Source organism: Exiguobacterium sp. SH0S1 (genome assembly GCF_004337165.1).
GTDB lineage: Bacteria > Bacillota > Bacilli > Exiguobacteriales > Exiguobacteriaceae > Exiguobacterium > Exiguobacterium aurantiacum_A.
The window spans coordinates 323,482-349,396 of sequence record NZ_SJVC01000002.1; the positions used below are offsets into that span (position 1 = coordinate 323,482).

Annotated in this window: 24 protein-coding genes; 3 read left to right on the forward strand and 21 right to left on the reverse strand. The window is 53.0% G+C overall.

What is annotated here, in order from left to right:
* Positions 1 to 22: 22 nt before the first annotated feature.
* The 14 genes from arcC to EVJ20_RS08415 form a co-directional block, all read right to left on the reverse strand.
* Positions 23 to 985, reverse strand: a complete 963-nt coding sequence (gene arcC / locus EVJ20_RS08355) for a carbamate kinase (RefSeq protein WP_131507892.1) — start codon at positions 983 to 985, stop codon at positions 23 to 25.
* A complete protein-coding gene (locus EVJ20_RS08360) occupies positions 982 to 1,782 on the reverse strand; it encodes a DUF2877 domain-containing protein (RefSeq protein ID WP_131507894.1) in 801 nt (266 codons plus the stop codon). Before EVJ20_RS08360 ends, arcC begins: the two co-directional genes overlap by 4 nt.
* Positions 1,779 to 3,050, reverse strand: a complete 1,272-nt coding sequence (locus EVJ20_RS15235) for a DUF1116 domain-containing protein (protein WP_236633435.1) — start codon at positions 3,048 to 3,050, stop codon at positions 1,779 to 1,781. Before EVJ20_RS15235 ends, EVJ20_RS08360 begins: the two co-directional genes overlap by 4 nt.
* Before the next feature lie 12 nt (positions 3,051 to 3,062).
* Entirely contained in the window at positions 3,063 to 4,754 is a 1,692-nt protein-coding gene (gene fdrA, locus EVJ20_RS15240) for an acyl-CoA synthetase FdrA (RefSeq protein WP_201738998.1), read from the reverse strand.
* 12 nt (positions 4,755 to 4,766) lie between these two features.
* Entirely contained in the window at positions 4,767 to 6,008 is a 1,242-nt protein-coding gene (locus tag EVJ20_RS08370; RefSeq protein WP_051121426.1) for an MFS transporter, read from the reverse strand.
* A 127-nt stretch (positions 6,009 to 6,135) separates the two neighbouring features.
* Positions 6,136 to 6,819, reverse strand: coding sequence for a response regulator transcription factor (locus tag EVJ20_RS08375; protein WP_071398332.1), 684 nt, complete (start codon positions 6,817 to 6,819; stop codon positions 6,136 to 6,138).
* A gap of 3 nt (positions 6,820 to 6,822) precedes the next feature.
* Positions 6,823 to 9,312: a sensor histidine kinase gene (locus EVJ20_RS08380; protein WP_161568104.1), complete on the reverse strand. Its 2,490-nt coding sequence runs from the start codon at positions 9,310 to 9,312 to the stop codon at positions 6,823 to 6,825.
* Positions 9,313 to 9,492: 180 nt separating this feature from the next.
* On the reverse strand, positions 9,493 to 9,771 hold the full coding sequence (locus tag EVJ20_RS08385) for a hypothetical protein (protein WP_131468944.1): 279 nt from the start codon (positions 9,769 to 9,771) through the stop codon (positions 9,493 to 9,495).
* A 156-nt stretch (positions 9,772 to 9,927) separates the two neighbouring features.
* Positions 9,928 to 11,019: an RNA-guided endonuclease TnpB family protein gene (locus tag EVJ20_RS08390; RefSeq protein ID WP_131507898.1), complete on the reverse strand. Its 1,092-nt coding sequence runs from the start codon at positions 11,017 to 11,019 to the stop codon at positions 9,928 to 9,930.
* Positions 11,020 to 11,253: 234 nt separating this feature from the next.
* On the reverse strand, positions 11,254 to 12,303 hold the full coding sequence (locus tag EVJ20_RS08395) for a C45 family autoproteolytic acyltransferase/hydolase (protein WP_131490230.1): 1,050 nt from the start codon (positions 12,301 to 12,303) through the stop codon (positions 11,254 to 11,256).
* 63 nt (positions 12,304 to 12,366) lie between these two features.
* Positions 12,367 to 14,106, reverse strand: coding sequence for a methyl-accepting chemotaxis protein (locus tag EVJ20_RS08400; protein WP_201740017.1), 1,740 nt, complete (start codon positions 14,104 to 14,106; stop codon positions 12,367 to 12,369).
* 94 nt (positions 14,107 to 14,200) lie between these two features.
* Positions 14,201 to 14,653: a hypothetical protein gene (locus tag EVJ20_RS08405; RefSeq protein ID WP_131507900.1), complete on the reverse strand. Its 453-nt coding sequence runs from the start codon at positions 14,651 to 14,653 to the stop codon at positions 14,201 to 14,203.
* 11 nt (positions 14,654 to 14,664) lie between these two features.
* The gene (fabZ, locus tag EVJ20_RS08410; protein WP_070328162.1) at positions 14,665 to 15,087 is read right to left on the reverse strand and encodes a 3-hydroxyacyl-ACP dehydratase FabZ; all 423 of its coding nucleotides are present in this window, start codon (positions 15,085 to 15,087) and stop codon (positions 14,665 to 14,667) included.
* Positions 15,088 to 15,100: 13 nt separating this feature from the next.
* Complete coding sequence (locus tag EVJ20_RS08415; RefSeq protein WP_070328163.1) at positions 15,101 to 15,352, reverse strand: DNA-directed RNA polymerase subunit beta; 252 nt, start codon at positions 15,350 to 15,352, stop codon at positions 15,101 to 15,103.
* Between the two features lie 205 nt (positions 15,353 to 15,557).
* Here EVJ20_RS08415 and mscL point away from each other — a divergent pair, with 205 nt between their 5' ends.
* A complete protein-coding gene (gene mscL / locus EVJ20_RS08420; RefSeq protein ID WP_070328164.1) occupies positions 15,558 to 15,938 on the forward strand; it encodes a large-conductance mechanosensitive channel protein MscL in 381 nt (126 codons plus the stop codon).
* 17 nt (positions 15,939 to 15,955) lie between these two features.
* Here the strand turns inward: mscL and EVJ20_RS08425 are convergent, their stop codons facing one another.
* From EVJ20_RS08425 to EVJ20_RS08440, 4 genes are all read right to left on the reverse strand, one after another.
* Positions 15,956 to 17,059 carry a glycerate kinase gene (locus tag EVJ20_RS08425; RefSeq protein ID WP_236636322.1) on the reverse strand — a complete coding sequence of 368 codons (1,104 nt, stop codon included), beginning with the start codon at positions 17,057 to 17,059 and terminating at the stop codon, positions 15,956 to 15,958.
* 63 nt (positions 17,060 to 17,122) lie between these two features.
* Positions 17,123 to 17,908 carry a flagellar hook-basal body protein gene (locus EVJ20_RS08430; protein ID WP_070328166.1) on the reverse strand — a complete coding sequence of 262 codons (786 nt, stop codon included), beginning with the start codon at positions 17,906 to 17,908 and terminating at the stop codon, positions 17,123 to 17,125.
* A gap of 11 nt (positions 17,909 to 17,919) precedes the next feature.
* Entirely contained in the window at positions 17,920 to 18,693 is a 774-nt protein-coding gene (locus EVJ20_RS08435; protein WP_070328167.1) for a flagellar hook-basal body protein, read from the reverse strand.
* A 158-nt stretch (positions 18,694 to 18,851) separates the two neighbouring features.
* Positions 18,852 to 20,783 carry a sensor histidine kinase gene (locus tag EVJ20_RS08440; protein ID WP_131507902.1) on the reverse strand — a complete coding sequence of 644 codons (1,932 nt, stop codon included), beginning with the start codon at positions 20,781 to 20,783 and terminating at the stop codon, positions 18,852 to 18,854.
* Positions 20,784 to 20,972: 189 nt separating this feature from the next.
* Here EVJ20_RS08440 and EVJ20_RS08445 point away from each other — a divergent pair, with 189 nt between their 5' ends.
* Positions 20,973 to 22,781: a sensor histidine kinase gene (locus EVJ20_RS08445; RefSeq protein WP_131507904.1), complete on the forward strand. Its 1,809-nt coding sequence runs from the start codon at positions 20,973 to 20,975 to the stop codon at positions 22,779 to 22,781.
* A complete protein-coding gene (locus tag EVJ20_RS08450; RefSeq protein ID WP_131459004.1) occupies positions 22,762 to 23,526 on the forward strand; it encodes a response regulator in 765 nt (254 codons plus the stop codon). The genes EVJ20_RS08445 and EVJ20_RS08450 overlap by 20 nt, the downstream gene beginning before the upstream one ends.
* Before the next feature lie 32 nt (positions 23,527 to 23,558).
* Here EVJ20_RS08450 and EVJ20_RS08455 read toward each other — a convergent pair whose 3' ends face one another.
* The 3 genes from EVJ20_RS08455 to mreB form a co-directional block, all read right to left on the reverse strand.
* Entirely contained in the window at positions 23,559 to 24,320 is a 762-nt protein-coding gene (locus EVJ20_RS08455) for an SDR family oxidoreductase (protein WP_131507906.1), read from the reverse strand.
* Between the two features lie 4 nt (positions 24,321 to 24,324).
* On the reverse strand, positions 24,325 to 24,756 hold the full coding sequence (locus tag EVJ20_RS08460; RefSeq protein ID WP_161568105.1) for a DUF4275 family protein: 432 nt from the start codon (positions 24,754 to 24,756) through the stop codon (positions 24,325 to 24,327).
* A gap of 170 nt (positions 24,757 to 24,926) precedes the next feature.
* The gene (mreB, locus tag EVJ20_RS08465; protein WP_131464582.1) at positions 24,927 to 25,913 is read right to left on the reverse strand and encodes a rod shape-determining protein MreB; all 987 of its coding nucleotides are present in this window, start codon (positions 25,911 to 25,913) and stop codon (positions 24,927 to 24,929) included.
* Between the last annotated feature and the right edge of the window lie 2 nt (positions 25,914 to 25,915).

The following is a 25,915-nucleotide window of genomic DNA, read 5'->3' on the forward strand; positions in this document are numbered from 1 at the left end:
GTTCGTATATAGATACAATCGGTCAATAGACAACATCCGCAGAAGCGATGTCGTACCGGATCCGCGTCCCTTCTGTTTCCGCAATCGCCCCTTTTAACGAAGCGACGTCTGTGATTACGGCTTCTCGATTCGAATCGGCTTCCACAAACTGGAGGGCCGCCTCTACTTTAGGCAACATACTGCCGGCCATAAAGTGATTCTCCTCAATCAACTGTTCAAGACGAGACGTCGAGACGGTCTCCAATTTCTCTTGGTTCGGTTGATTGAAGTGGATGTAGACGTTAGATACTCCCGTGATGATCATCAAATGCGTTGCTTCAATCGACCGGGCCAGCTGCGCGGCGGCAAAGTCCTTGTCGATAACAGCTTCCACGCCTCGAAGCGTGTATTGCTCACGGACGACAGGAACGCCGCCCCCACCTGCAGCGATGACGAGATGGCCTGCATCGAGCAAGTCTCGAATGACCGGTGCCTCAACGATACGGATCGGCTTCGGACTGGCGACGACTTTTCGATATCCGCGTCCCGCATCCTCGACCATCACATCGCCTTTCATACGCATCTCGACCGCTTCCTTCTCAGTATAAAACGGGCCAATCGGCTTTGTCGGATGATCGAATGCAGGGTCTGATAAGGCGACTTCCGATTGCGTGATCATCGCGACGACTTGTCGCTCCATGCCTCGACGGGCGAGTTCGTTCTTCAATAGCTGTTGGAACCAATACCCGATCATGCCTTGCGACATCGCTCCGCACGTCCCTAAATCCATCGCCGGTGTCTTCTCCGAATTCGCCATTTGTTGCTGAATCAAAATCGCACCGATTTGGGGGCCGTTCCCATGACTGAGTACGACTTCATGTCCTGCCTCGACCAAGTCGGCGATGTGACGCGCCGTTTCCATGATGGCGTGTCGTTGTGCTTCTGCCGTCCCATCGTCCGTTAAAATCGCATTCCCTCCGAGAGCAATGACAATTCGTTTTTTCATCTGTCTAGTTCCTCCATTTCTTGTTTCAATGCCAAATATATTCCGAGCGCAGTATCCTGTCCTGATGAACTCCCAAACGTGATGAGACGTTCCCATTCAACCTCACAATTTGAGAACGATTTGGTCAACAGCACTGTAATCAGCCTTTTTAATTCGCTCGTATACTCTCCCCGCAGTGCCGCCTCATAAAAAGCGACAGAACTTCGTGTCGTTCGATATTTAGCTGTCATCACGTAATCGTTCTGCCACTTCATCGGACGTCCCAATACCTCACATACGGCCATATAGCCAATTAAGACGTCATCGCCGCTCGGCGTCAGTCCTTTGCCGTAGCCGATCAGACGTTTCCCTTCTGCTTGACCGATGTTCGTCAAATATTCATACAGCGGTTCTCGTCTCTCTTCATAGGCGTAACTCCAGTCGTGACCGAGTTCGCGCAATCGTGCCTCCATCTGCCTGAGGTTTAAGGCCAGTTCATAGCGCTTTGGCTCGACACGTTCCATGTTCATTTTCAACACCTGGTCTGGATAGATCGTTATCCCGCTCGGCACGTGGTGAATCGTCGCACCGATGCCCGCCAATAGACAATCTCCTACTCTCCACTCCAATCGATCGACCGTCTTCACATGAATTCCAAAAGGCGTATGTCCGTTCTTCGTCGTACCGATGTAAATCAAGTGTCCCCCCATTCGCAGGTTATAACCGTTTCGAAAGACGGCCTCGACTTGTAACGCTTGGGGGAATTCTTGAAGGAGAGAGGCAGCATACGTACTGTACGCCGCCCCGATTTGTCTCATGCGTGTTGCACCAGTCCTAATTTTTCAGCGTATGCTTCGAGCGCCTTCTCGAAGCAGGCCAGTGGAGCACGAACCGTTCCCGCACCGACTTGGCCGATACCTGGCTCCCGGTGTGCGATTCCTGTATTGATGATCGGTGTGATCCCGGTCTCGACGACTTTCCGGATATCAATACCGACGCAGGCACCTTGGAAATCCCATGATGGAATACTCAAGTTCGGGTTATGTCGATCGCAAATTTCGTTCATCTCTTCACTGATCGCGAGCGCTTCGCTCGATCCTGCCCGGCCGAGGAACCGCGTAACACCTGGCGCAGCGACCATCGCCATCCCACCGACGCCATACGTTTCCGCAATCGCACTGTCACCGATGTCCGGGTTCGCATCGTCTTGGCTGTAGCCTGTGAAGAACAAGCCTTCCGGCATGTTGACGGGTGCCGTGAACCATTCGTCCCCCATACCGCTGATTCGAATTCCAAAATCTTTCCCGTTTCGGGTCATAGCCGTCACGATCGTGCCCGCTTCGTGCCGTCGAGCCTCGTCTAGGATTGCTTTTCCGGTCGCCATCATGACGTTTAAAAAGAACTGATCGGTATCGGCCAAGAACTGCAAGACGTCACGTCGTTCCGTTTCATCGACGTCCGCCAACATAAGGTAAGGTGCCAATTCTTTTAGCAGCAACACCGAGGCCGCGATATTTCGTTGGTGGAACTCATCCCCCATCGTAATGGCTTTCGAGATGATGACGTTCAAGTTGATCCCGTCTCCTGCTTGTTTCAACGTTTGTGAGAGGACCGGCCCCAGAACGTCTTTCATCCAGTGGAGGCGTGCGATGACTTCTGCATCGTTGGCACCAAACCGCATCACTTTTCCGATTCCTTCGTTCATCGTGCAGTACGCTTTCGCACTTCCGTTTCGGTTTTCGACAACGAGGACCGGCATATGTCCAGACGTGATCCCGCCCATCGGTCCGACCGCTTTCACATGATGACACGGGATGAACGTCACGTCTCCGCGCTCGAGCATCGCTTCCGCCTCTTCATAATCGTCGGTCCACTGCTCAAAGATGATCGCCCCTATGGCCGCTCCTTTCATCGGCCCCGTCATGTCTTCGTACGCGATCGGTGGGCCAGCATGGAGAAGTACTTTTTCTTTCAATTCTGGAATGACCGTGTGAGCTGGGACGACGTCCGTCAAAAACGGTTGTCCTCCGATAATCGTTTGAATCACCTTGTCATTTGCTTCTTGAATCATCGCTCCGATACTCATTTTATTTCCTCCTCAAGACATGAGCGCTAACAAGCGCTGAAGATGTGGTTTTCCGCCGGCTGTCGGTTGCCAGTTGTACTGAACGCTGTGACCACCTTCGCTAATTACGGCGTCTGCGAACGAACGAAGTCCTAAGTTGACGACTTTAGGTGCGCGCAGCAACTGCTGGATTGCTTCTGACGACTCAATTTTATGTGTACTCGGTTCTACAGATGGAACTGTTTTCTGCTTGAACTGTGGAACTTCTTTCCCAATCATTCGAAGTGCATATTCGACAGCTGCCACGTTACTCTCGGCGACGAGGATACCAGCTGCTTCAAAGAGTTGCTTTTGGGCACTGTAACGCTGTGGATCCTGTTCGGTACCACAAACGTTGACGATCACCTCTACGTTCGGACGAGTTGCCTGTAGTTCAGTTAACGTCGGGAGCAGTGCACCGGCCATGTTCTCATGCGAACCATATCCGAGGACGTTATCCAACAGGAGCACGATTGAATCATCTGTGTCACAATAGCGATTGATGAAGTCGATTCGTGTCGACGGATCGATCATCGGATGCGGCTTCCCTTGCGTGTAGACGTCATCCCCTAAATCGATGACGACGTTCCCGTCATAGTCAAACGAGAAGCCGTCCCGATGCTCACGGTCTGCCTCCACGCCGAACGAGAGGCCCATCAAGTCAGCCGTCTCCGCGGCCAACGTTCCGCCTGAGAACAGGCCGATGATTCGTGACGCCCCATTCGAGGTGACATCGGTCCGGTGCCGTTCCTGCGTCGACTTTCCAAGCGCAAGCAATGCCGCTTCTTCCGATGTGTCCGCATAGACGACGTGGTTGACAGGCGCGAGTCCGTGGTCCCCGACGAAGAAGGCCACGACCGGTTTGTTGACTTGTTGAAGCAACTGCTCAATCTCTTCGCGCACTTCTTTCGCAGGTGGTTTTGAGATGACGACGATCGTGTCCGTTGTCACGTCCTCCGCAAGTGCCCGAATGCCGGCTTTCATCGAGATCCCGCCGATTTCGGTCGACAAGTCACGTCCGCCCGTTCCGATCGCATGGGAGACCCCGCCACCGAGACGATCAATCAACGTTGCCACTTCTTGAATTCCTGTCCCTGAGGCTCCGACGATTCCGACACGTCCCTCCCGGACCACGTTGGTGAAGGCGAGCGGAATACCTGCGAGTGATGCGGTACCACAGTCAGGACCCATGACTAGCAGTCCTTTGTCATCGGCGAGCTGTTTCAGTTCACGTTCCACTTCGACAGGGACATTGTCACTAAAGATATGAACGTTCAAGCCTTGGTTCAGTGCTTTTCGTGTCTCGTATTCGACGTATTGTCCAGGAATCGACAACAGCGCCAAGTTCGCTCCCGGCAGTTCTTCGAGCGCCGCTTTCCACGACCGGACTTCTGTCTTATCCGCACCTGCTTGTTTCGTTTGGTTGTTCAGGAAGTCATGGATTGCTTTCAAAAGTGGTTCGGTCTGATCGGTTTCCGCATCGACGACGATACACATGTCTTGTGGCGTCGCCGCCTCTAACTCTTCTGTATAGAATCCTGTACTTTTAAAGATGTCGAGGTTGGCCGGTGTCCCCATCATGATCGAGACTTTATTGATGCCTTCGAGACTCGAGACGTGGTTCGATAACACCATCAACGTGACGGAGTCTTGATACGTGTTCGCTTGAATGATTGTTGTCAACATACGTTTCTCTCCTTATGCTTCCGCCGGTTTGACGGTTTCTTTTGTGAATAACATGGCGATCATTCCGATGACGAGTAAGACGGCTGCCAAGTAAAATCCGGTTTGCATCGATCCCGATTGATCGACTAAATATCCAGTAAGATAAGGCGCCAGAATCGACGACGTCATCCCGACAAAGTTATAGACACCGAAGACGGTTCCGTACACTTTTTTCGGAGCGTTGTTCGCCACGAATGAGAGCAGGACCGGGTCAAGCGCTAACTTTCCAGTCAATCCATACAGGATGAGCGCCGCGAAGAGCAGTGGCGTGCTCTCAACGAAGACGACCGCCAAGATGGAGGCGATGGACAATGGGACGAGAACGAATACGAGTGGTTTTTTCTTGCCCATCTTGTCTGATAGATAACCGATCAATAGTGCCCCCGGAATAGACGCCCATGGGACGAGTGACGAGATGAAGCCGACATCACTGCCTTGGAAGCCACGCTCTACTTGTAAGTATTGCGGGAGCCAAGTGAGAATCATGAAGAATCCATAAAGTGAGCAGAACACCATGACAAATGTCGCGAGCAAGTTACGATTTTTGAACAGGCTCATGATTGAGAAATCTGATTTTTCGACCGTGTTCGCGACACGTTCTGGTCGCTTCTCTTTGACGACGTACCAAATCAAAATCCCTGTTAAAATCGTCGGGATCGTCATGAAGTAAAATGGCGTTCGCCAACTCATGCCGAGCTCGAGTGTCAAATAACTCGATGAGATATAGCCGAGTGAGATACCGAGCGCCATACCACTGTTGATGATGGCAGTCCCGATCGTTAGAAACTGCTTCGGAATCGCCTCAGACGACAACGCGTATTGAGGACCGTAATACGTTCCTTCTCCGAGTCCTGTGATCGCTCGGGCGATCATGAATAAGAGAAATGTCGAAGCCAGTCCGGTGATCCCGGTGAATAGTCCGAACAAAATAAATCCAGGAACTAAAATTCGTTTGCGTCCAAACTTATCACCAAGTGAGCCCGAAGGAATTTGGGCGATGGCATAAGTGAGGAAGAATACACTGTTGACCAATCCGAGCTGGGCGTTGTTCAACCCGAACTCTTGGGCCAGGTTCGGCATGACCGGGTTTAAAATTGTTCGGTCGGCGTACATAAACATCCAACCTAAGAAAAATACCGCGATGACTTTCCACCAATACGGGATTCGTTCCTTCTTCGCTTCAAACGAAGGTTGAGACACTGGGGATGTACTCATGGGGTTACTTCCTTTCTGTATTTTGGTATCGCTTACAACCCCACTTTACGTGTCAGCCCATAAGAAACGCATAAACAGAACGGGTCTTGCCGTAACAATTCCATAAAAAAAAAGCACCCTAAGGCGCTTAAGAGAGTAACGCGTATCCGATACCGGGATACGTTTTTAGTTGATCGGCAGCCTCTAGAGCCCCAGCTGCTTTAAATTTCTTTCGGATGCGTCCAATCGTGACACGCAAATACTCGACTTCCCCGCCATATTCCGGTCCCCAAACAGCTTGAAGTAGCTCACGATGTTGGACTACTTGATCTAAATGCTTTACGAGTTCTGACAGGAGCGAGAACTCATTTTGGGTCAATTTGACTTCTTGCCCTTGATGAAACACTCGGTTGCGCAGACGATCGATTTCCAAGCCTTTTATCTCGACCGTATTCTCTAGCGCCTCACTCACCTTCGTCCGTCTCAATACGGCTTTCACCCGGGCGAACAGCTCGTCAAGCGCAAATGGTTTTGTTAAATAATCATCCGCTCCTAAATTTAGTCCATCCACCTTATCTTTTGCCTGACTTCGAGCAGTCAACAAAATGACCGGAACGTCCGAGACTGTCCGGAGACGGCGTAACACTTCAAATCCGTCCATATTAGGCATCATAATATCGAGCAGTACTAAATCGACTTGACGGCGATCGACATCCTCCAAAAAAGAGGAACCGTCTGGATAGTCATAGACCGAGTACCCGAGCGACGATAAATTGGCCGCCACGAATCGTGCAATTTTCTTCTCATCCTCTACAATCGCAATCGTCTGCATGCTTCAATCGTCTCCTTTCGGTAGTTCAAGAAAGAATCGAGTCCCCCGCCCGAGTTCACTCTCAGCCCAAATCTTTCCGCCATGGGCTTCAATGATGCCTTGGCATATCGCCAATCCGAGCCCGGTTCCTCCTTTTCGCCGTGTCGACTTCATTTCGACTTGATAAAACCGGTCGAAAATCCGTTCCAAATGATCATGGCGAATGCCAATCCCTTGATCTTCAATGACGAGCGTCCAATCCGTATCTGATTCATAAGATTGGATGTGAATGGTTGGCGGGCCGTCACTATAACGAACCGAATTGGTCAACAAGTTGACGAGCACTTGACGGAATCGATGAAAATCGACCTCGACGACGGGCGGACCTTGCCAGTCATAAGTCGTATGCGCATCAATTTGTAGCTCATGAATGATTTTTTCCACGTAAGGCTTCAAGAGGACCGCCTCAATCTCGACCGGAAAGTTGCCCGATTCAAGCTTCGTGATGTCGAGCCAATCATCAATCAGCTGACGAATCCGTTGAGAATCTTCTTGAATCCCTTGCAGCAATTCATGACGGAAAGGCGCTTCCCACGTCACGTCTTTTCGCATCAGTGTCTCGACACTGCCACGGATGTTTGTGAGCGGTGTTTTGAACTCGTGTGAGGCGAGCGAGATCAGATTATCTTTTAACTGGTCAATCTCGACTTCACGCGTCACATTTCGGACGATATACCCTTGTCCGATCGAGTTAGCTGCATCGACTACAGAGAACGGCTGAATTTGAAAGATCTGCTCGTCCACTAATAACCGCAGGGGTTCTCTCTCCATCCTGTACTCGTCCATGAGCTTCTCCCAGTCTTCAGCCCGGCTCGATGCGTGGAGGTCGAAATAGACTTCCATAAAACGATTCACATATTCAATCTCACCGTCTTCATTCAATACGATGACACCTTCTGACATGCTGCTTAACGTCGCATGCCACAACGCATTTTGTTTCGTCGTTTCATCCACGAGGAGCTTATTGTCCAACAACATGGAGAAAGCATCCGCTAGCGTATGCAGAAAAATATCCTCCCGTTTCGAAATCGTCTGATTCATCGTTAATCCAACGAGTAACATCCCGCTGGCTTGCCCGCCATAGTAGAGCGCATTGACTTGGAAGCGATAGGCGTCTTGTTGCGTTTCGATGAATTCATATAAGCTTTCTTGGGATAAAATCGCGTCTTTTGATATGACCTGGTTCGGTAACGATACAAATAACGGATAAGGCAAGATTGCTGATACCTCGTGCAACGTACTCTGCACGAGCGCAATCGTGTCTGGCGCATGACGAAACGATGTCATAAATTGATTGAGTGCCTGTAACTCAAGATTGTTTTGTTCGAGTTCATGCGTCCGCAACTTAACTTTTTCTTCAAGCGCGTCGTTCAACTGCCTCAAGTTTTCTTGTCCGGATCGGACATCATCCGCCATCACAGCAAACTGTCTGGCCAATCCAATGATTTCTTTTGGGGCATGAATTGATTTTAAATGAGCGACTACATCCGGTGCCTCGGCACGCTCGACCATCAACTCGGTCTGATTGACAAAATCGGCGAGCGATTGATTCAGTTTTCGGGATAGGACCAATCCGAGCACGAGCATGATTGCCGCGACGATTAAAAACAGGATCGTATTTGGTAGTAACGTGTTGACTGTTGCAGCTAAAATACTGCCGACCGGACGCGCGATCCAAACCGTCCACTCATACTTCGGGACTTCCGCATAAGTAGCGAGCTGTGATTCTTTCTTTTCTTCATCATAAACACGCCATACATTTCCCCACAGTAATGTACCCGCCTCATTCGGGTTCGTTGAAATCGTTTTCACTTCAGTCGATGGGTATTCGTCCGGATGAAACACGACTTGATTACGATCATCGACGATGACCGGGTATTGCTGTTCGTTAAAATTGTTAGCAATGAGCGTTTCGCCAATCCCGTCCAAATTGAGTGCACCTAGCACATAACCTTCCATGTCCTCTCGTTCATTGAAAATCGGTGTCGCAATCACAATCAGTGGTTTTCGACTTCCGCCTCTTCCTTGAAACACATGTGACACGTAAGTCGTTTTACTCGATTGAATGCGTTCAAAGTAAAAGCGACTGCTAAAATCCAATCCGATGTTCGAGACACCGTCCTCATTGTTCATCGGCGAAAATGAGGTCGTCTCCCCTTCCGAATCAGCAATATAGAGATTTTCGAAGCGTGGATTGTGTCGTTTAATATTGTCGAGCATCGCTTGCTCCCATTCTCCCGATCGAGCAGTCGCACGAGATAAACGGATATTGACCGCAGCCGTTTGAATGACTTGACGGCTTTGTTCGATATAATCGAACACAATCGATTGCATCTGTTTCGTCGCAACTTCTTGTTGAGTAAATTCATCTTTCACGTTTTGGACCGTGTCCGCCAAATAAATCACAAGTGAGAATAGGCCCGAAACGAGTATAAGTAATATGAAATCAAACAAAAGTCTTCCTCGAAATGTCTCTCGCATCACCCGAATCCGGTGTAGCATTTCCTATCACCACCTATAAAAAAAGAGTAGCACGGTTTATGCTTTTTTTAGATATTCCATCGGGTTTTTTATGTTTTTGTTATGGCGATGTCGTGACAAAAAGGTTGACCATAAATGGCCAACCCGTTTGTCTTATCCCCGGCTCCTCCGTGTCACAGCGACCCCGCCGAAACCGCTGATGATCGCGATATAGAATCCTAAATCATAAAACCAACCGGTGTTGTTCACTTCATAGACGCGATACGTATCATTGAACAACCCTAAAATCAGTGACACCGGTGCGATCCAGCCGTGCCAGACACCCCAAAAGAAGCCGGCCGGGTCCGTCGTGTAGGAGCCGTCACCCGGCACGCAGCCGCCGAGGACGACAACCATCCCGAGCATGATGGCCAATAAACCGATTCGTTTCATATAAATCCCTCCTCGTATTCCTATTCCCCGTTTCCAGTGAACTACTTACCACTTGTTTGCTTCGCAAATTGAAGTGGGAGCTTCTTGGGAAGACCGTGCTCTTACCAGCCACGGTTGTAGACCAAGCTCGTCGGGCAGTCCCTGCCCTGAAGTGTTTCAGTCGGCGAGACCCAACAGGTTGAGGCTCGCGTTGACGTCGCGGTCATGGTGCGCGCCGCATGCGGCGCATGTCCACTCGCGGACGTGCAGATCCTTCTTGCCGCCGTTCTCGCCGCAGGCCGAACAGACTTGAGTCGAGGCGAACCACGGGTCGGCCTGAATGAGCGTCCGGCCGTGGAACCTGCATTTGTAGGCGAGCTGGCGGACGAACTCGCCCCACCCGGCGTCCCCGATCGACTTCGAAAGGCGGCGGTCCTGCATCATCTCCCTCGGCTTCAGCGTCTCTACCACGACGACTTGGTTCTCGTCGACGATGCGTCGCGACAGCTTGTGGAGGAAGTCATGTCGGCGGTTCCGTACCTGCTCATGTTTCTTCGCGAGGATGAGCCGGGCCTTCTCGCGGTTCTTGCTGCCGGGCTTTTTGCGGGAGAGCGCACGCTGCGCCCGTCTCAGCCGTTCCTCGGCCTCGCGCAGGTTGCGCGGGTTCGGGACCTTCTCCGTGACGAGCGCGTCGTTCGTCATGACGGCGAAGTGCCCGAGGCCGAGGTCGATCCCGATCTTGTGCTCGGCCGGGACCCGGGGCTCGTCGGGCTGCTCGACGAGGAGCGACACGAAGAACTTGCCCGTCTTCGTCATCGACACGGTCGCCGACCGGATGACGCCGTCGAAGATTCGGTGCTGTGTGAAGCGGATGAACCCGACCTTCGGGAGCCGGACCCGGTCCCCCTCGATGCGGATCGTGCCGTGCTGGTTGTTCGTCGTGTAGGACGCGCGCGCTTTCCGTCTCGACTTGAAGACCGGAAAGCCGGCCGTCCCGGCGAAGAACTTCGCGAACGCCGTGTCGAGGTGAAGCTTCGCGTTCGCGAGCGCGAGGCTGTCCGCCTCGGCGAGGAACGGGAACAGGGGCTTGTACGAGGCGGGTGTCGGTGGCTTCCGCTTCGGCCCGTTCCCTGCCTTCGCCTCCTCGTGGATGGCGATGCGGTCCTCGAGCAGCTTGTTGTAGATAAAGCGGGCGCAGCCGATCGTCTTGACCAGGAACTCGGCCTGTGCCGCCGTCGGGTGGAGCCTGTATTTGTAGCCCTTCAGCATGTCTGCGCCTCCTCTCGGCCGATGATCGTGATGAACGCCTTCCTCATCCGATACCCGCGGCGGGGGAAGGGAAATCTGACGGAATCACGAACTTTTGTTCGCGGTATCTGTCACAGGGGTGGCCAAGAGGTTTATGTACGGGCGAGAATTCTCCCACCTACGCTGGGCCTCGCCCCAGACGCTTAGAGGTGGGAGAATTCTCGCTTAATTATGTTAAAAAAGCACTGACCGAAGTCAGCGCCAAAGCTGGACCGTGTTCGCGAACTCGATATCGGTCGCGATCTCACCGTCGAGGGCGTGCAAGTCGAAATCCTCCCCGTCGAGCCACGTCTGAAAATCAAAGATGACCGGGTCGCGGTCGCCGCCGAGGGCGAACCACGTCTCGAGCGTCTCCGGGAAATAGGCGGCCGTATGGATCGTCCCAGCCCAACTTTTATACAGCTCCGAAAACACACCTTTATCCGAATCGTTCATGAGCCGGAACGCGCTCTCGGCGTCTTGGACGATATGTTGATACATCTTGATCTCCATCATCCGCCGCGTCGAGTCGTCGAGATGGTAACGGTTCTCGTGCTGCAACAGCTCGAAATGGTTCGTGCAAATGTTCGACTCGCGGACACGGATGTCGCGCGGGGTCGCTTCGATGACACGTGTATTTGACGACTTGTCATGGACGACATACGTGAACGAGCCACGGTGCGGAATCTCTTTCAACAGATCGACCGCTTCTTCGACCGTCGCGCACGTCTCGAGGATCATCCGTCCGATCATCTGGCAGACGAAACCGTCGCCGGGACGGCGGCGGTTGATGAAGTTGTAGCCCATGGCGAGGCCGCGTTCGTTCATTCCGTCCATCCGCCCGGTGACGCGCGAGACGGGTCCGATGACGGCGTAGCCCTCGTCCGGTTGGAACACGTTGTAGCGCCCGTCATACGTCATCGGATGATAGTCGTAGTTGCGGACGAGGAAGTTGTCCCCTGTCAAAATCGAGCAGCCGCTGATCGGGTTATTGACCCGGAAATGACCGAAATGAAGGAGCGTATCGCCGAGCGTCAGTTCGAGCTCATCCTGCAGGCCGAGCAGTTCTTCCCAAATCCTCGGGGCGAACCGGTCGAACGCTTGTTTCGCCTCGCGCTCGTCAATCTCAAACCGGGGGACGCGCAGCTTCCACTGATCGGTCCGGTTCTCGAGCAGCTTGCTGCGCTTGATATATTCACCTTGAAAGCGGCCAAAGTCATAATGACTGCCGCGGAATTGTGTAAGTTCGCTTGAGACACGTTGCATGAAAAAACCTCCCTTGCGCCCATTATAGCGGACGCGTAGGAGGGATGTCTGACTTGAAGCTGTTCATAGTTTGAACTGACGGCTCATCTGTTGCATGTCTTCCGCGGTGAGCGACAAGTCTTTGACAAGACGGTTCATCGTCTCGCTCGTCGCCGACATCTGTTCGGTCGAGGCGGCCACTTCCTCGTTACCGGCCGTGCTCTCTTCTGAGATCGAGGCAATGTCTGAAAGACCGCGCTTGATGTCTTCTTGGTTTGTCTTGACGCGACCGAGCTGTCCTTGCATCGACCCGGTCAGCCGCTGCATCTCACGGACACTCGCCTCGATCTCATTGAACGCCTGCTTCGTCGCCTCGAGCGTCCGTCTGCCGTCTTCGGCGGCGTGCATACTGTCAGTGAACGTCTCGCCGAGCGCGATCGAGTTCCGTTTAACGCTGCCGACGATCTCTGAGATCTCACTGACCGATTGGGCGACGCTGTTCGACAGACCGCGAATCTCGGAGGCGACGACGGCGAACCCTTTCCCGTGCTCCCCGGCACGGGCCGCCTCGATGGCCGCGTTCAAGGCGAGCAAATTCGTCTGTTGCGAGATCTGTCGGATGATCGTGACGAGCTCCGTCACTTCGTCCGCCTGTTGCTCAAAGTCTTTCACTTGGCCTTGCGACTCATTTACTTGCGCATGGATGTTCGTCATCTTCCCGACTGCGTCTTCCATGAGCTGCAACCCTTCCGTCGTCGCCCGACTGACGACTTCCGCTTGCGTGCTCACGCCGTGCCCGTCCGTCGCCGTTCGTTCGACAAGTTCCGAAAACTCGTTCATATGTCCGTACAGCTTCATCGTGAGCACACTCTGATTCTCGACCCCCCCAGCGATTTCTTCCATTGTGAACGCAATCTGTCGCGATGCGTCGTTCACTTCCTCTGAGATGCTCGCGACGTTGCCACTCTCATCCCGGACCGTCTGTGCTGACGTCTGTAGGTTTGAGATCAATCCTTTCAACATCTTCGTCATTTGGTCCATCGACGCGGTGAGACGCTTGATCTCATCGTTGGCGCGCAATTGAATGTTATCCATCTCAATCGACGCCGTCGCCAAGTCGCCACCGGCGATGTGCGTTGCGACGCGTTCGAGGTCACGAAGCGGACGTAATTTCCAACCGAGGTAACGCCAGATGATGACCGAGGCGAGACCGAGCAAGATGACGAGTCCGATGAGTACCGGGGGCAGACTTTCACGTAATACGTCAGTCGTGACCGCCGCAACATCGGCCGCGCTTTTGTCGATGCCGATGACACCGATGACTTCACCCCCTTGCTTGATTGGGACGAGCACCGTCATATAGGTCCCAAACTCCGGGTCTTCGACAATCGGCGTCGTGCCGGTCCCGCCTTCAAACGCCGGCTGTGCGTCTTCGAGCGAAGTTGCAGACACCGGTTCCCCAATCTCGGACGCGTCTGTCCCACTCATTCCATCTACAATAATTTGTAGCTCCTCACCCTCCAATGCAAGCGTGTAGACGTACATCGCCCCGATTTGCGTGCGGTACGTATCGAGTTGTTCCCGAAACTGCTCGAATTGTTCATTCTTCTCCGGATTTTGTAAAAACGCCGCATACGCGTCCGCATCTATCGCCTCACTGATTCGGGCGGCGTCTTCTAGCAAGACGGCCTGCATCGAACTGAGCACCGTATGTTTCGTACTCACGTATTGAGTGACCCCGAATATGACGATGAGTAGCGTCACAAAGGCGAGCATCGCCGCGAGAATCCGATTTTGTAGTGACTGTGGTTTATTTTGTTTCATAAATTCCCCTCCTAGTTCCTTATTGGTTATATCGGAGGAAACTAAAAAAGAGTAAACAAAAAACGGATGATTTTCGACAAAATCATCCGTTTTTTTATTTATTTGTCGAATTAACGGCTTCGAGCGGCATCGAGACTTCCGCCTCACCTTCTTCTCCGATGTGGAACAATGGGAGTGTCGTCGGCACGAACAATTCTGGGTTCATGTCGGCTTGATAAACGTATGTCCGCACGTCACCTTCACGCTCGGCGACGATTTCACCGAACGGGATCGGTACGCGCGTTCCATCGACTTCGTAGCTGATCACCGTCGTCGGATCGAGCCGACGGTCTTCGAGCATTCGGATCGTGAACAGCATCGTCGAGCTGTTCGTCCGCTCGAGCGACACGGCAATCGACTCAGACTGTCCGGCCCGCTTGTCGATCATCGAATCGCCCGCCGTCTGTTCGAAGACGACGTTCTCTTCTGTCGCTTCTTCTGTTTTCATCTGTTGGCATCCGACGATCGTTGCTAATCCAAGCATCAAGGCAATCACTAATACACGCATCTCGTTTCCCCTCACTTCAGGGCGAAAGTCAGTTCTGCAACACACGCCACTTCTCCGTCGACCGTCGCTACGGCACGTCCTTTACCGATCGGACCACGCACCTTCAAGATCTCGACCTCGAGGCGCAACTGGTCGCCCGGGACGACTTGACGTTTGAAGCGACAGTTGTCGATGCCGGCGAAGAACGCGAGCTTACCTCGGTTCGACTCTTGTTTGAGCATCGCGAACGCACCGACTTGGGCCAGTGCTTCGACGATCAAAACGCCCGGCATGACGTTATAGTCTGGGAAATGTCCGTTGAAGAATTCTTCGTTCGCCGTCACATTTTTTAAACCGACGGCCCGCTCGCCTTCTTCGACCTCGAGAATCCGGTCGATGAGCAAGAACGGGTACCGATGCGGGATCACTTCTTTAATCTGTTCAATCGTGTACATGGTTCCACCACCCTTATGATGTTAGCCAGAAATCGGTGATATGGCGCCACGTGTCGATGTTGAACACGTCTCTCCACTCGCCTCCGCCAATCACGCTGTACCCGATAATGGCACCGATCGCGAGCATCGCGGCGGCCAAGATCAAGACAACGATGATGCGTAACAAGATCGGGAAACGGCGGTTGTTCGACAAGCGCTTTCGCTCCGTCCGCTCTTTAGGCTCTTTTTCTTCCGAGCCCTTCTGTTCTTCGTTCGTCACGTCCATTCATCCTTTCAGCTGATCTGATTATAACATATTAGTACCAGGTATTAAAATTGTTTCATAAGTTCTTTATAAGTGTAACGTATCTAGAAATGTCGAACAAGCGCCCCGTCCTCTAGCAGTCGAGCGTCCGTGCGAAAAAAGATACGGCTTGCCCTAAATAATATGCTAACGTGAGGGTATTCATTGTAAAAGGAGGATTCATTTCATGTGGAAAGAGTTCAAAGACTTTGCAATCAAAGGTAATGTGATCAACCTTGCTGTCGCCTTCATCCTCGGGGCCGCCTTCACGGCGATCGTCACGTCGCTCGTCAACGATATCTTCATGCCGTTCCTCGGCATCCTGATCGGCGGCATCGATTTCTCGACGCTCGCAGTCACCGTGCTCGGCGTCAGCGTCACATACGGCAACTTTCTGCAAGAGATCGTCAAGTTTTTCCTGATCGCTTTCGCCTTATTCATGATGGTCAAAGGGATCAATCGCCTGAAGCGCGAGCAAGCGGTCGAAGAGACGCCAGAGCCAGAGTTGTCGCGCGAAGAACAGTTGCTCTCCGAGATTCGCGATTTGCTTAAAAACCGTCCGCTATGAGTCATTCGTCTGAGCCGTCACGGTTTAGACGTTTTTTCAATTAGTCGAAACACCCGGCTGACCGCGTTCGTCAAGAGCGGTGCCGCTTCCATCATCGCCGTCTCAAGCGTCATGACCCGGGAAATGATCGGGAAAATGGCTTCAATCCCGACTTCCGGGAGTGCCGTCATGTCGGTCTGGCCGGTGAAGACGATTGTCGGTACATGATGTGTTCGTGCGAGGCGGGCCAGACCGTATGGCGCTTTCCCGTGCAGTGTCTGTTCATCGAACTTACCTTCCCCCGTGATCAACCAATCGGCCCCATGTAGCTGCGCGTCAAACGATGACCAACGCATCACTTCCTCGATGCCATTCACGTACGTCGCCCCGAGTTGGTACATCGCAAAACCGATGCCACCAGCTGCTCCCGCCCCGGCGACCGTCGTATCGGCGCGATCGAAACAAGCAGCGTAAGCGCTCATCAAGTCGTCATAGCGGGCGACGTCACTTGGTGCCAGACCTTTTTGTGGACCGAACACGGCCGCCGCGCCCGCATGTCCGAGGAGCGGGTTCGTCACGTCCGAGGCGATTCGCCACGTGACGTGCTTCGCCTCCGGCATCAGACCGGACCAGTCGACGCGCTTCACGCGCTCGAGTCCGTGCGGGAACGGTTCGAGCACTCGTCCGGACTCATCGAGGAAACGGACGCCTAGCGCTTCGAGCACGCCCTTGCCACCATCAACAGTCGCACTGCCGCCGAGACCGATCGTGATGCGCCCCGCTCCGCGTTCGATCGCTTGTCTGAGTTGCATCCCCGTCCCGTAAGAACTGTACCGCCACGGGTCGAACCGATTGACGAGCGTCAATCCGGACGCTTCCGCCACTTCGACGACCGCTTCTCGTGTTGCTTCGTGCCATCCGTAGCGCGCCTGACGGACCCGTCCGTCGAGCGCAGTCACTTCCTGTTCGACCGCATTCGCTTCCGGATGTGTCGCCAGCCAGGCGTCGAGAAACCCTTCGCCCCCGTCCGATACGGGGATCTCTACGACGTCATGTTCCGCAAGCGCCCGTCGCACCGCCCGATTCGCTTCCTGACTCGTCAGCGAGCCTTTGAATGAATCCATCGCCACAACAATTCTCATACCGTTCCCTCCTTCACCTCATTATAAAATAAAAACCGCTCCTCCGAAGAGAAGCGGTCAATGTTATGGGCGAAGTGACGTCACGAGCCCCATCATCTGGTCGCTCATCGACAGCGCCCGGGAGTTCATCTGGTAGGCACGCTGTGTGATCGTCATATCGGTCATCTCTTTCATCAAGTCGACGTTCGATGATTCGAGCGTTCCTTCTAATAAGAGATTCCCGACTGGACGGTCGACTTCGATGTCAAGATCAGCCGAATAGACGTTGTTCCCAAGCGGACGAAGTTCCGACGTGTTGCGCACCTCGACGATGTCGAGGCGCCCGAACTCTTCTTCGACGCCGTTCACGCTGGCGACGAGGACCCCGTCTTGACGGACGCGATGATTCGTCGCTTCGTTCGGTGTGACGATGCGATTGCCATCTGCACCGAGAAGTGCGTTGCCGTTCACGTCAGAAAGTGTCGTCCCGTCATTGCCGACCGAGAGCTGCATGTTGCCGCTCCGGGTCACACCGATCCCGTCTTCCGTCTCGACGACGAAAAACTGGCGGCTTGCCTGCAAGAAGACATCAAGACCTCGGTCCGTCTTCTTGATTTGGCCGATGTTGAACTGTTGGGAGATGTCACCGACATGACCGCCGACACCGATGCGGATCCCGTTCGGTGTATCGCGGCCGACTTCAAGTTCGGCCCGAGGCTGATTGTCATACGCTTGCGAAAGGAGCGAGGCGAAGTGACCTTGCTGGCGTTTAAAGCCGACCGTGTCGACGTTCGCGATGTTGTGGCCGGTCACATCGAGCTGACGTTGAAGCTGGGCTAGTGACGAGACCGAGTTATAAATGGACTGCATGGGTTTCCTCCTTATCGAATCCGAGCGATTTCGATGGCCCGCTCGGCACTCTTGTCATACGCCTGGACGACTTTTTGGTTTGCCTCGAACTGACGGTACGTCACCATGAGGTCAGCCATCGTCCGGTCGAGGTCAACGTTTGCTTCTTCGATATAGCCTTGTTGGAACTGGACGTTCGCAGCGGGATTTGCTCCCCCGTTGACGCGATAGTCGTTCCCGACTTGTTCGAGCGTGGCTAAATCATCGATTTGAACCGCCCCGAGCGTCGCTACGTCCTGACCGAGCGACGTGATTTGACCGTCGCCTGACAATTCGAAGTCACTAGACGGCAACTGGATGCGTTCACCCGTATCAGACAAGATGTACCCACCATCTGCCGAGCGGAGGAACCGCTCATCGTCGACCGAGAAGCGGCCGTTCGTCGTATAGAGCGCCTCCCCGTTCTGTTCGACCGCGAACATGGCGGCGCCTGTGAAGTCAGCCGGAACTTTCAAATATACGTCGGTCGGGCTATCCGTCGCCGTGACGCTGCCAGCAGAGAAGCGTGGCATCGTTTCCTGCAAATACACGCCGGTCGAGAGCGTGCCGACCTCGCCTTGGACGCGCGAACGGTCGTTACCAGGATGGCTCACCTCGGCGAGCAATAGTTCAGGGAACGACCGGACGACACCGTTTGATGCCTTGAAGCCCGGAGTCCGAACGTTTCCAAGGTTGTTGCTCAATATCTCTTGTTGCCGCTGAAGCGCGTTCATCGCACCCGCCGCCGTATAAAGTCCACGTAACATGTTCGTCTTCCCTTCATCCTTAAAGTTTCTACTTCTTATATCGTACCAAAGGAAGGAATCATTCACCCTTTTTCGAAAAAATGCATAAAAAACTTCTTAGTCGTCAATACGAGACAAAGCCCACTTCAGTTTGACTGAAGTGGGCTTTGTCTATGCAATCATTCAACAATCGGCAATTCGACGATGATCGTCGTCCCTTGTTCTGGTTTAGAACGGACTGAAATCGTTCCGCCGTGTGATTCGATGATTTCTTTACAGATGGCGAGCCCAAGGCCGGTGCCTCCAATGTTGCGGCTCTGTTCATTCTGTACGCGATAAAACTTTTCGAATAGTCGCTCGGCGTCTTCTGCCGTCACCCCGATGCCCTCGTCTTCGATGGCGACGCGGATGACGTCCCCTTCACACGATACGTTGACGGCAATATTCCCGCCGTCGGGTGAATATTTGATGGCGTTGTTCAAGATGTTCGAGAACACTTGGCGTAGTTGGGCCGGGTCCCCTGAGACGCGTATTTCCTCGTCACACTCGAAATGGAACGCATGCAGCTCGGTCGACCCCGCATGAACCTCAAGGACGTCCGATAGGAGATCGAACAAACTTTCGACTTTAAAGGCTTGCTCGACTTTTCCCGCTTCCATCTTTTGAACGTCAAGCAGGTCGCTGACGAGCCGTTCGAGCCGTCTCGTCTCGCTGCTGATCATCCCTAGGTAACGCTTGCGTTTCAGTTCATCGACGTGACGGTGCTCGAGGAGCTCCGTGAAGCCGAGGATGGATGTCAAAGGCGTCCGCAGTTCGTGAGATACGGTCGCGACCAATTCAGTTTTCAACCGATCGACCTCAATCTCTTTCGTGACGTCGCGCAACACAAAGATAACACCAACACGTTCGTCCTGCAGTTCGATTGGTTCGGCGTACATCCGTATGATACGTGTTCCCCCTTGCATCGAGTACGTAAACGTCTCATCGAATATTCCTTCGTGCTTCGCTCGATTTGTGAACCGGTTGAGACCTTCCTGATCGTCGATTTGATCCATGAACGGTCGGTAAAACTCTTCAATCGGATAGAGACTTTGGCGATCATCAAACGGGATCGGTTGTTCGTACAGATCAAACAACGCCGCATTGGCATACCTTTGCCCTGTGTCCGTCTTAACAAATACAATCGCGTCTCGCATCGTATGAACGATTCGTGCCGTCTTCTCTCGTTCCCGCTCCAATTCATCATGCTGTTGGATGAGCGAGCTCGACATCGCATTGAACGATCTTGAAAGCTGCCCCACCTCATTTTGAAGCGGATCGACCGGGACGAGCAATGCGTGCGGATCGACCGCCAACCGTTCGCTGTTCGTGATGAGTGCCTGGAGCTGGTTCGTCAACCGGACGATATACGGTTGCAGACTGATAAAGAGCGTAAACAGGGCGCCGAGTAAGATGATGAGCCAACTCCATTGGGCTTTGGCGAGCTGTTCAGATAACGACTCACGCAGTCCCGTTTCTTGGAAGTCAAGTTCGGACCGATAATCGGTGAATATCGATTCCATGTCGACGATGCTCGCGCTCATATCGGCCGCGTTAGTCGGCTTCAATTTGAATCGTGTCTGGTCCGAGCTCGCGTTTTGCGGCATGAGTTGGCCAATGGTCGCCATCTGCAAGAACGGCTCATCGACTTCTCCGTTCGCCTTGGCAATCACGTAACGCTCGAGTCCGGGCATGACCCGGGACGTATAGATTGTGAAAAGGAGACGGGCTTCAGTCGCGAACGTCACTTCTTCTGCGCTCGCGGCGCTTTGTTCGAACCACGTCGTCTGTTCGTCGATCCGGCCTTGTGCCGCTCGTACTTCATCTAGCAGTGACGCCTCACCGAGCAGGACGTGCCCGCGCATCTCATACTGCATCGATTGCCACGTCTCGAACAAGTCGGTCGCACGCGCCCGTTGTTCACTGATCCGCTCGAGTTCAACCATCGTCTCATCGATCGCCTGTTGCGTATAAAAATAAGTCCCGAGCGAGGGAACGGAAATTAAAACGATGAGAACGTAGAACACCGTTAGGACTTGCCGGCTAATCCGTTGTTCGATCCAGTGTTTCATACATGGCCTTCTTTCCGTATCAGTTATATTTTATTTATTTACGTTCGCTATTCACATAAGCTAGATTCGTGTATTATAATTAGATGTTAGACACTATTATTCTAAAAAATGTAGTTTTTTTCCTGACCTAGTAACAGTATAGCAATGACTTCTCACAAGAAACTCACAAATAGCGAAGGGAACATGCTGATGACCCCTAAATATATCGGGCTGACGCTGTTGATTCTCCTCCTGGCATTGACAGGTGGGCTCACGTTCACACGCGGGCAATCGATTGACAGTACAGCTACCGTCATCCAAGGAACTGCCGACTTGAGCGCTTCCGAAGTGACTGACACAATCGTACGTCTTGACGGGACTTGGCGTTTTCAATCGAGCCTGCTCGACCAAGTCGACCGTCAGACGTATCGCAACGTCCCGTACGTGACCCCACATCAAGTGGCGACGTACGAAGTGGACGTCTCTCTCCCGCCTGGCCAGTACGCGTTACGCGTCCCGAGAAACCACCCGCATATCCGTCTCGCAATCGATGGTGAAGCGGTATCTCCCGTCTATTCGTCGACACCCGATTCACGGCATGCCTATCTCGTCTTACTCGATACGCACACGCCCGATTTTCGCTTGACGATGCAAGTGACCAGATCGGATGAACGCACAACCGGCATCCAAGACAGTCTGCTCATCGGTCCGACGAGCAGTATCATGGCCCTCCAAAATAAATTTTTCACCTACGATTTTATTATTATTTTGATTTCACTTTTAATTTTTTCATTCTATGCGATTGTCTTTATGTTCCACCGGAAAGAGTCACTCTATCTATATGGTGCCGCCTTCTTCTTCTTGATCGGCTTGTCGCTGTTGACACGTGATCAAATGATCATATTCGAATTCATCCCGGCCATGACCTACGTCGTTGCCCATAAGTTCAGTATGATCACAGGACTCCTTAGCTTGACCATGCTGATCGGATTCGCACTCCGGCTCGAGCAAGTCCCGTTCAGCCGTTTCCTCTCCATCGCATCTTACCCACTCTACGCGTTCAGCTTGATCGCACTCATCATTCCGTACAGTGTACACGCGACGTTTGATTATGTTGCCTGGGTTTATGTACTCGTAATCGCCTTGTTTTGGACAGGACTCAATATCCATTGGCTATTCGAACGAAAAGACGATAGGTATCCGTTTGAATTTCTAATCTTTACGCTCGCGTTGGTCATCGGCTATATCGGCCAACTCATCTACGTGTTCATCACGCATCCGAACCAAGTGTTGTATTCGAACGTCCTGTCGCTCATCTACTTTTTACTCATGTTCATGTTGCTACCGGTTCATTTATCGACCGACAAAAAACAGAAGCGGGAAGTGCAGACGTTCGCCACACAAAGCGAGATCTCATTCTTCAACTCTCAAATCAAACCGCACTTTTTGTATAACACGTTCGGGAACGTGATCGCACTCTGCTACACGGCACCGAATGAAGCCGCACGCCTCCTTGGTCACTTGAGCACGTATGTCCGCTTCATTTTCGAGAACGGACGCACAGAGACAGATATTTCACTCCGGCAAGAACTCGCGGTGATCGATTCTTATTTGATGATCGAGCAGACGCGGTTCGACGGCGCCTTCACCATCATCAAAGAGATTGACGAGACCGTTCTCGACGCCCTCATTCCTCCACTCTTGATCCAACCGCTCGTTGAGAACGCGGTCCAGCATGGGTTGATGAAACAAGACGGCGTCAAACGTCTCATGCTATCCGTCCAAGACGCCGGCGATATGATCGATATCCGTATCGCGGATAACGGAGTCGGCTTTGACCCGAAGACAGTGCTTCACGAATTGAGCGGTATCGGCATCCCGAACGTCAAGAGCCGAATCGGTTACCTTCCTGACGCCACGTTTAAATTGAATTCTGAACACGGGGTCGGCACGAACGTGCACATTCGGCTTCCGAAACGAGAGAGGATGACAGTAACACATGCGGACGATCCTAATTGAAGACGAGCCCCATATTTTGAGGATGATGGAACGATTCATCCAAGCAGAACCGAATTTGAAATGGATGGGCTCGTTCCACGACCCCGTCCAAGCACTCGAATTTTTAACGACGCAAGAAGTCGATCTCGTCTTTCTTGACGTCGAAATGCCAAAGATGAACGGAATCGACCTCGCCAAGCGCCTGCCTGAGACGACACAAGTCGTTTTCACGACGGCACACAGCCAATACGCGGTCGAGGCGTTCGGGTTACAGGCGACCCACTATCTCCTCAAACCGATCACCGAAGAAATGATTCACGACCTCGTCCCGCTCGTCTCGAAACGGTATACAGAAACGCTTCAGCCCAAGCATCATCGGACGTGTACGATCCAATGTTTCAACAATTTCTCCGTCAAGACGCATGAAGGCGACCTCGTCAAATGGCCGACCCAAAAGACCGAAGAACTTTTCGCCTACTTGATTTACCATCGCGACAAGGTCGTCAATAAATGGCTCATCGCCGAGACGCTCTATCCCGATATCGATGATCCGCAACGGGCACTCCATAACGTCTATAACCTCATCTATCGCTTAAAGAAGACGCTTGCTGATTTCGACTTGAACATAACGGTCCAAACAATCAACAATGGCTACTCGCTTCATTTAGAGGACGTTTGTTCATGTGACTACCACGACTGGTTGAACACTGGTCAGACGGAAGCAAACACTCGCCTGTTCGTCGACAAAGATTACAAGTGGCACTAAAAAACTTCTTCCCGCTCGCGGAAGAAGTTTTTTTATCGTCCGATGAATCCGCCATCGACATGCAGATGCTGACCGTTGACCCACATTCCGCCATGTCCCATGAGAAATGAGACGTAGCGAGCCGTGTCTTCCGGTGTGCCGACCCGACCGTGCGGGAACAACGGCAGGAGTTCGTCACGTAACGCGGCGTCGATCCAACCCGAGTCGGTCGGACCCGGGTCGAGCGCGTTGACCGAGATGCCGTACTGGCCGACCCCGTTCGCAAGTGCCGGCGTGATGGCGATGAGCGCCCCTTTCGACGCGATGTAGGCCAGGTTCGATTCATCCGCCCCACCAGACACTAAAAACAGGATGCGTCCGTCCGTATGTCCCGCTCTCCGATACCGTTCGACGAATTCGAACGTCAAACCGAGCGTCCCTTCGTTATTGACTTGATAGTGGCGCCTTAGCGTCTCTATCGTGAACGTATCGACGCTCACGTGTCGCTCATACGTCGCGTTGTTGATGAGACGGCTCGGTACGCCGAGTGCTCGTTCAACGCGATCGAGAAGACCCGCTTCGCCCCCTGAAGCCAAATCATACGCCTCGTGCGCGACACGGGCCCCGAGACGCGTCAATTCGTCGACAAAGCGTGCGATGAAGCCCTGGTCTTCCCCGACTCCTTCCGTGCCGTCAAACGGGCTCCAGTGCGTCAAATACAGATCATGGCCTGTCGTGGCAAGCTGTCGGGCGATTGCCGCACCGATCCCTTGGCCGCGGCTGACGCCGGTGATGAGCGTAAGTGGTCGTGTCATTCAGTTATCCCCGTTTCATTGTTGATTTGATTAGAAAATATGGTCCCCAGTCTGCTTCGTGCGGGATGACGTATGTCCATGTATAGGCCGGGTCGACGATATACACGTCCGCATAGTCACCTGCCGCGACCGTCAAATCTTTCCGCACGAACGTTTGTGCTTGACTCAACTCGAGCTCGAGCACATCGTTGGAGTGTTCAAAAAACAAGAGGCACTTCCATTTCGCGGTATGGCGCAAGGCGACATCTGCCTCTTTTCCAACGAGACAGCCATCCATCTCTTCGACGAGATACTCCCAAAGATACGGTCGGTATTGACTCCGCTCTTCAATCAATACGAAACAATTCTTCCATTCTTCTCGTGCTTGTTCCCCTCGATTTTCGTACTCTGTGACCACAACCCCCTTAGCGGTCAGTCGCTCAATCAATGGATTCATCTTCGTTCCCCCCGGTCTCCTCCTCAGTTTATCCATTTTAAGGACAAGAGACCAACTTCTCCTTGCAAATCGAAGCGATGCCCTCAGTAAAAAAAAGAGAGGTACGACGCCCTTAAAAGACGTCGTACCTCTCTATTTCTAGATTTTACAATTTGAACTGAGTGGTTCGCTTATTTCAATCGATCTAAGTTCTCGAGCATGATGCCCGTACCGTGCGCGACGCTGAGCGTCGGCTCGTCGGCGATCATGACTGGCAAACCGACTCGTTCAGCAACGAGCTGGTCGATGCCGTGAAGGAGCGATCCACCACCTGTCATGATGATGCCGCGGTCGATGATGTCGGCCGCGAGTTCTGGCGGCGTCTGCTCGAGGACGCGCTTCGTCGCTTCGACGATCTCGTTCGCCGACTCAGCCATCGCTTCACGGAGTTCTTCTGACGTGATCGTTACTGTACGCGGAAGCCCACGCACCATGTCTCGGCCTCGGATATCCATCGTCTCGTTGCGCCCACCCGGGAATACGGTCGCGATCTCTTTTTTGATCTGTTCGGCCGTACGCTCACCGATGATGAGCTTGTGCTTGTCTTTGATGGCACGGAGAATGTCCGTATCGAACCGGTCTCCGGCAATCTTGATCGTTTCACCGCAGACGATGTCGCCCATCGAGAGGATAGCGACGTCGGTCGTCCCGCCCCCGATATCGACGATCATATGTCCAGCTGGCTTCCAGATGTCCATGCCCGAGCCGACGGCCGCTGCTTTTGGTTCCACGGCGAGGAAGACTTCTTTGGCGCCAGCTTTCTCAGCGGCCTCACGAATGGCTTTCGCCTCGACCGGTGTCACGTTGGCCGGTGTACAGATCAGCATCCGGATGCCACCGAAGAAGCCACGGACTTGAATCTTCTCGACGAAGTGGCGAAGCATCGCTTCTGTCGTCGCGAAGTCGGCGATGACCCCGTCACGGAGTGGACGGATGGCAACGATGTCGCCAGGCGTACGCCCGACCATCTGATACGCTTCCGAACCAACGGCGAGTACTTTCCCTGTCGAACGCTTGATGGCCACGACTGAAGGCTCGTCGAGGACGATGCCTCGGCCTTTCACGTGGATGACGACGTTTGCTGTTCCTAAATCAATCCCGATATCTTTTGAAAACATGG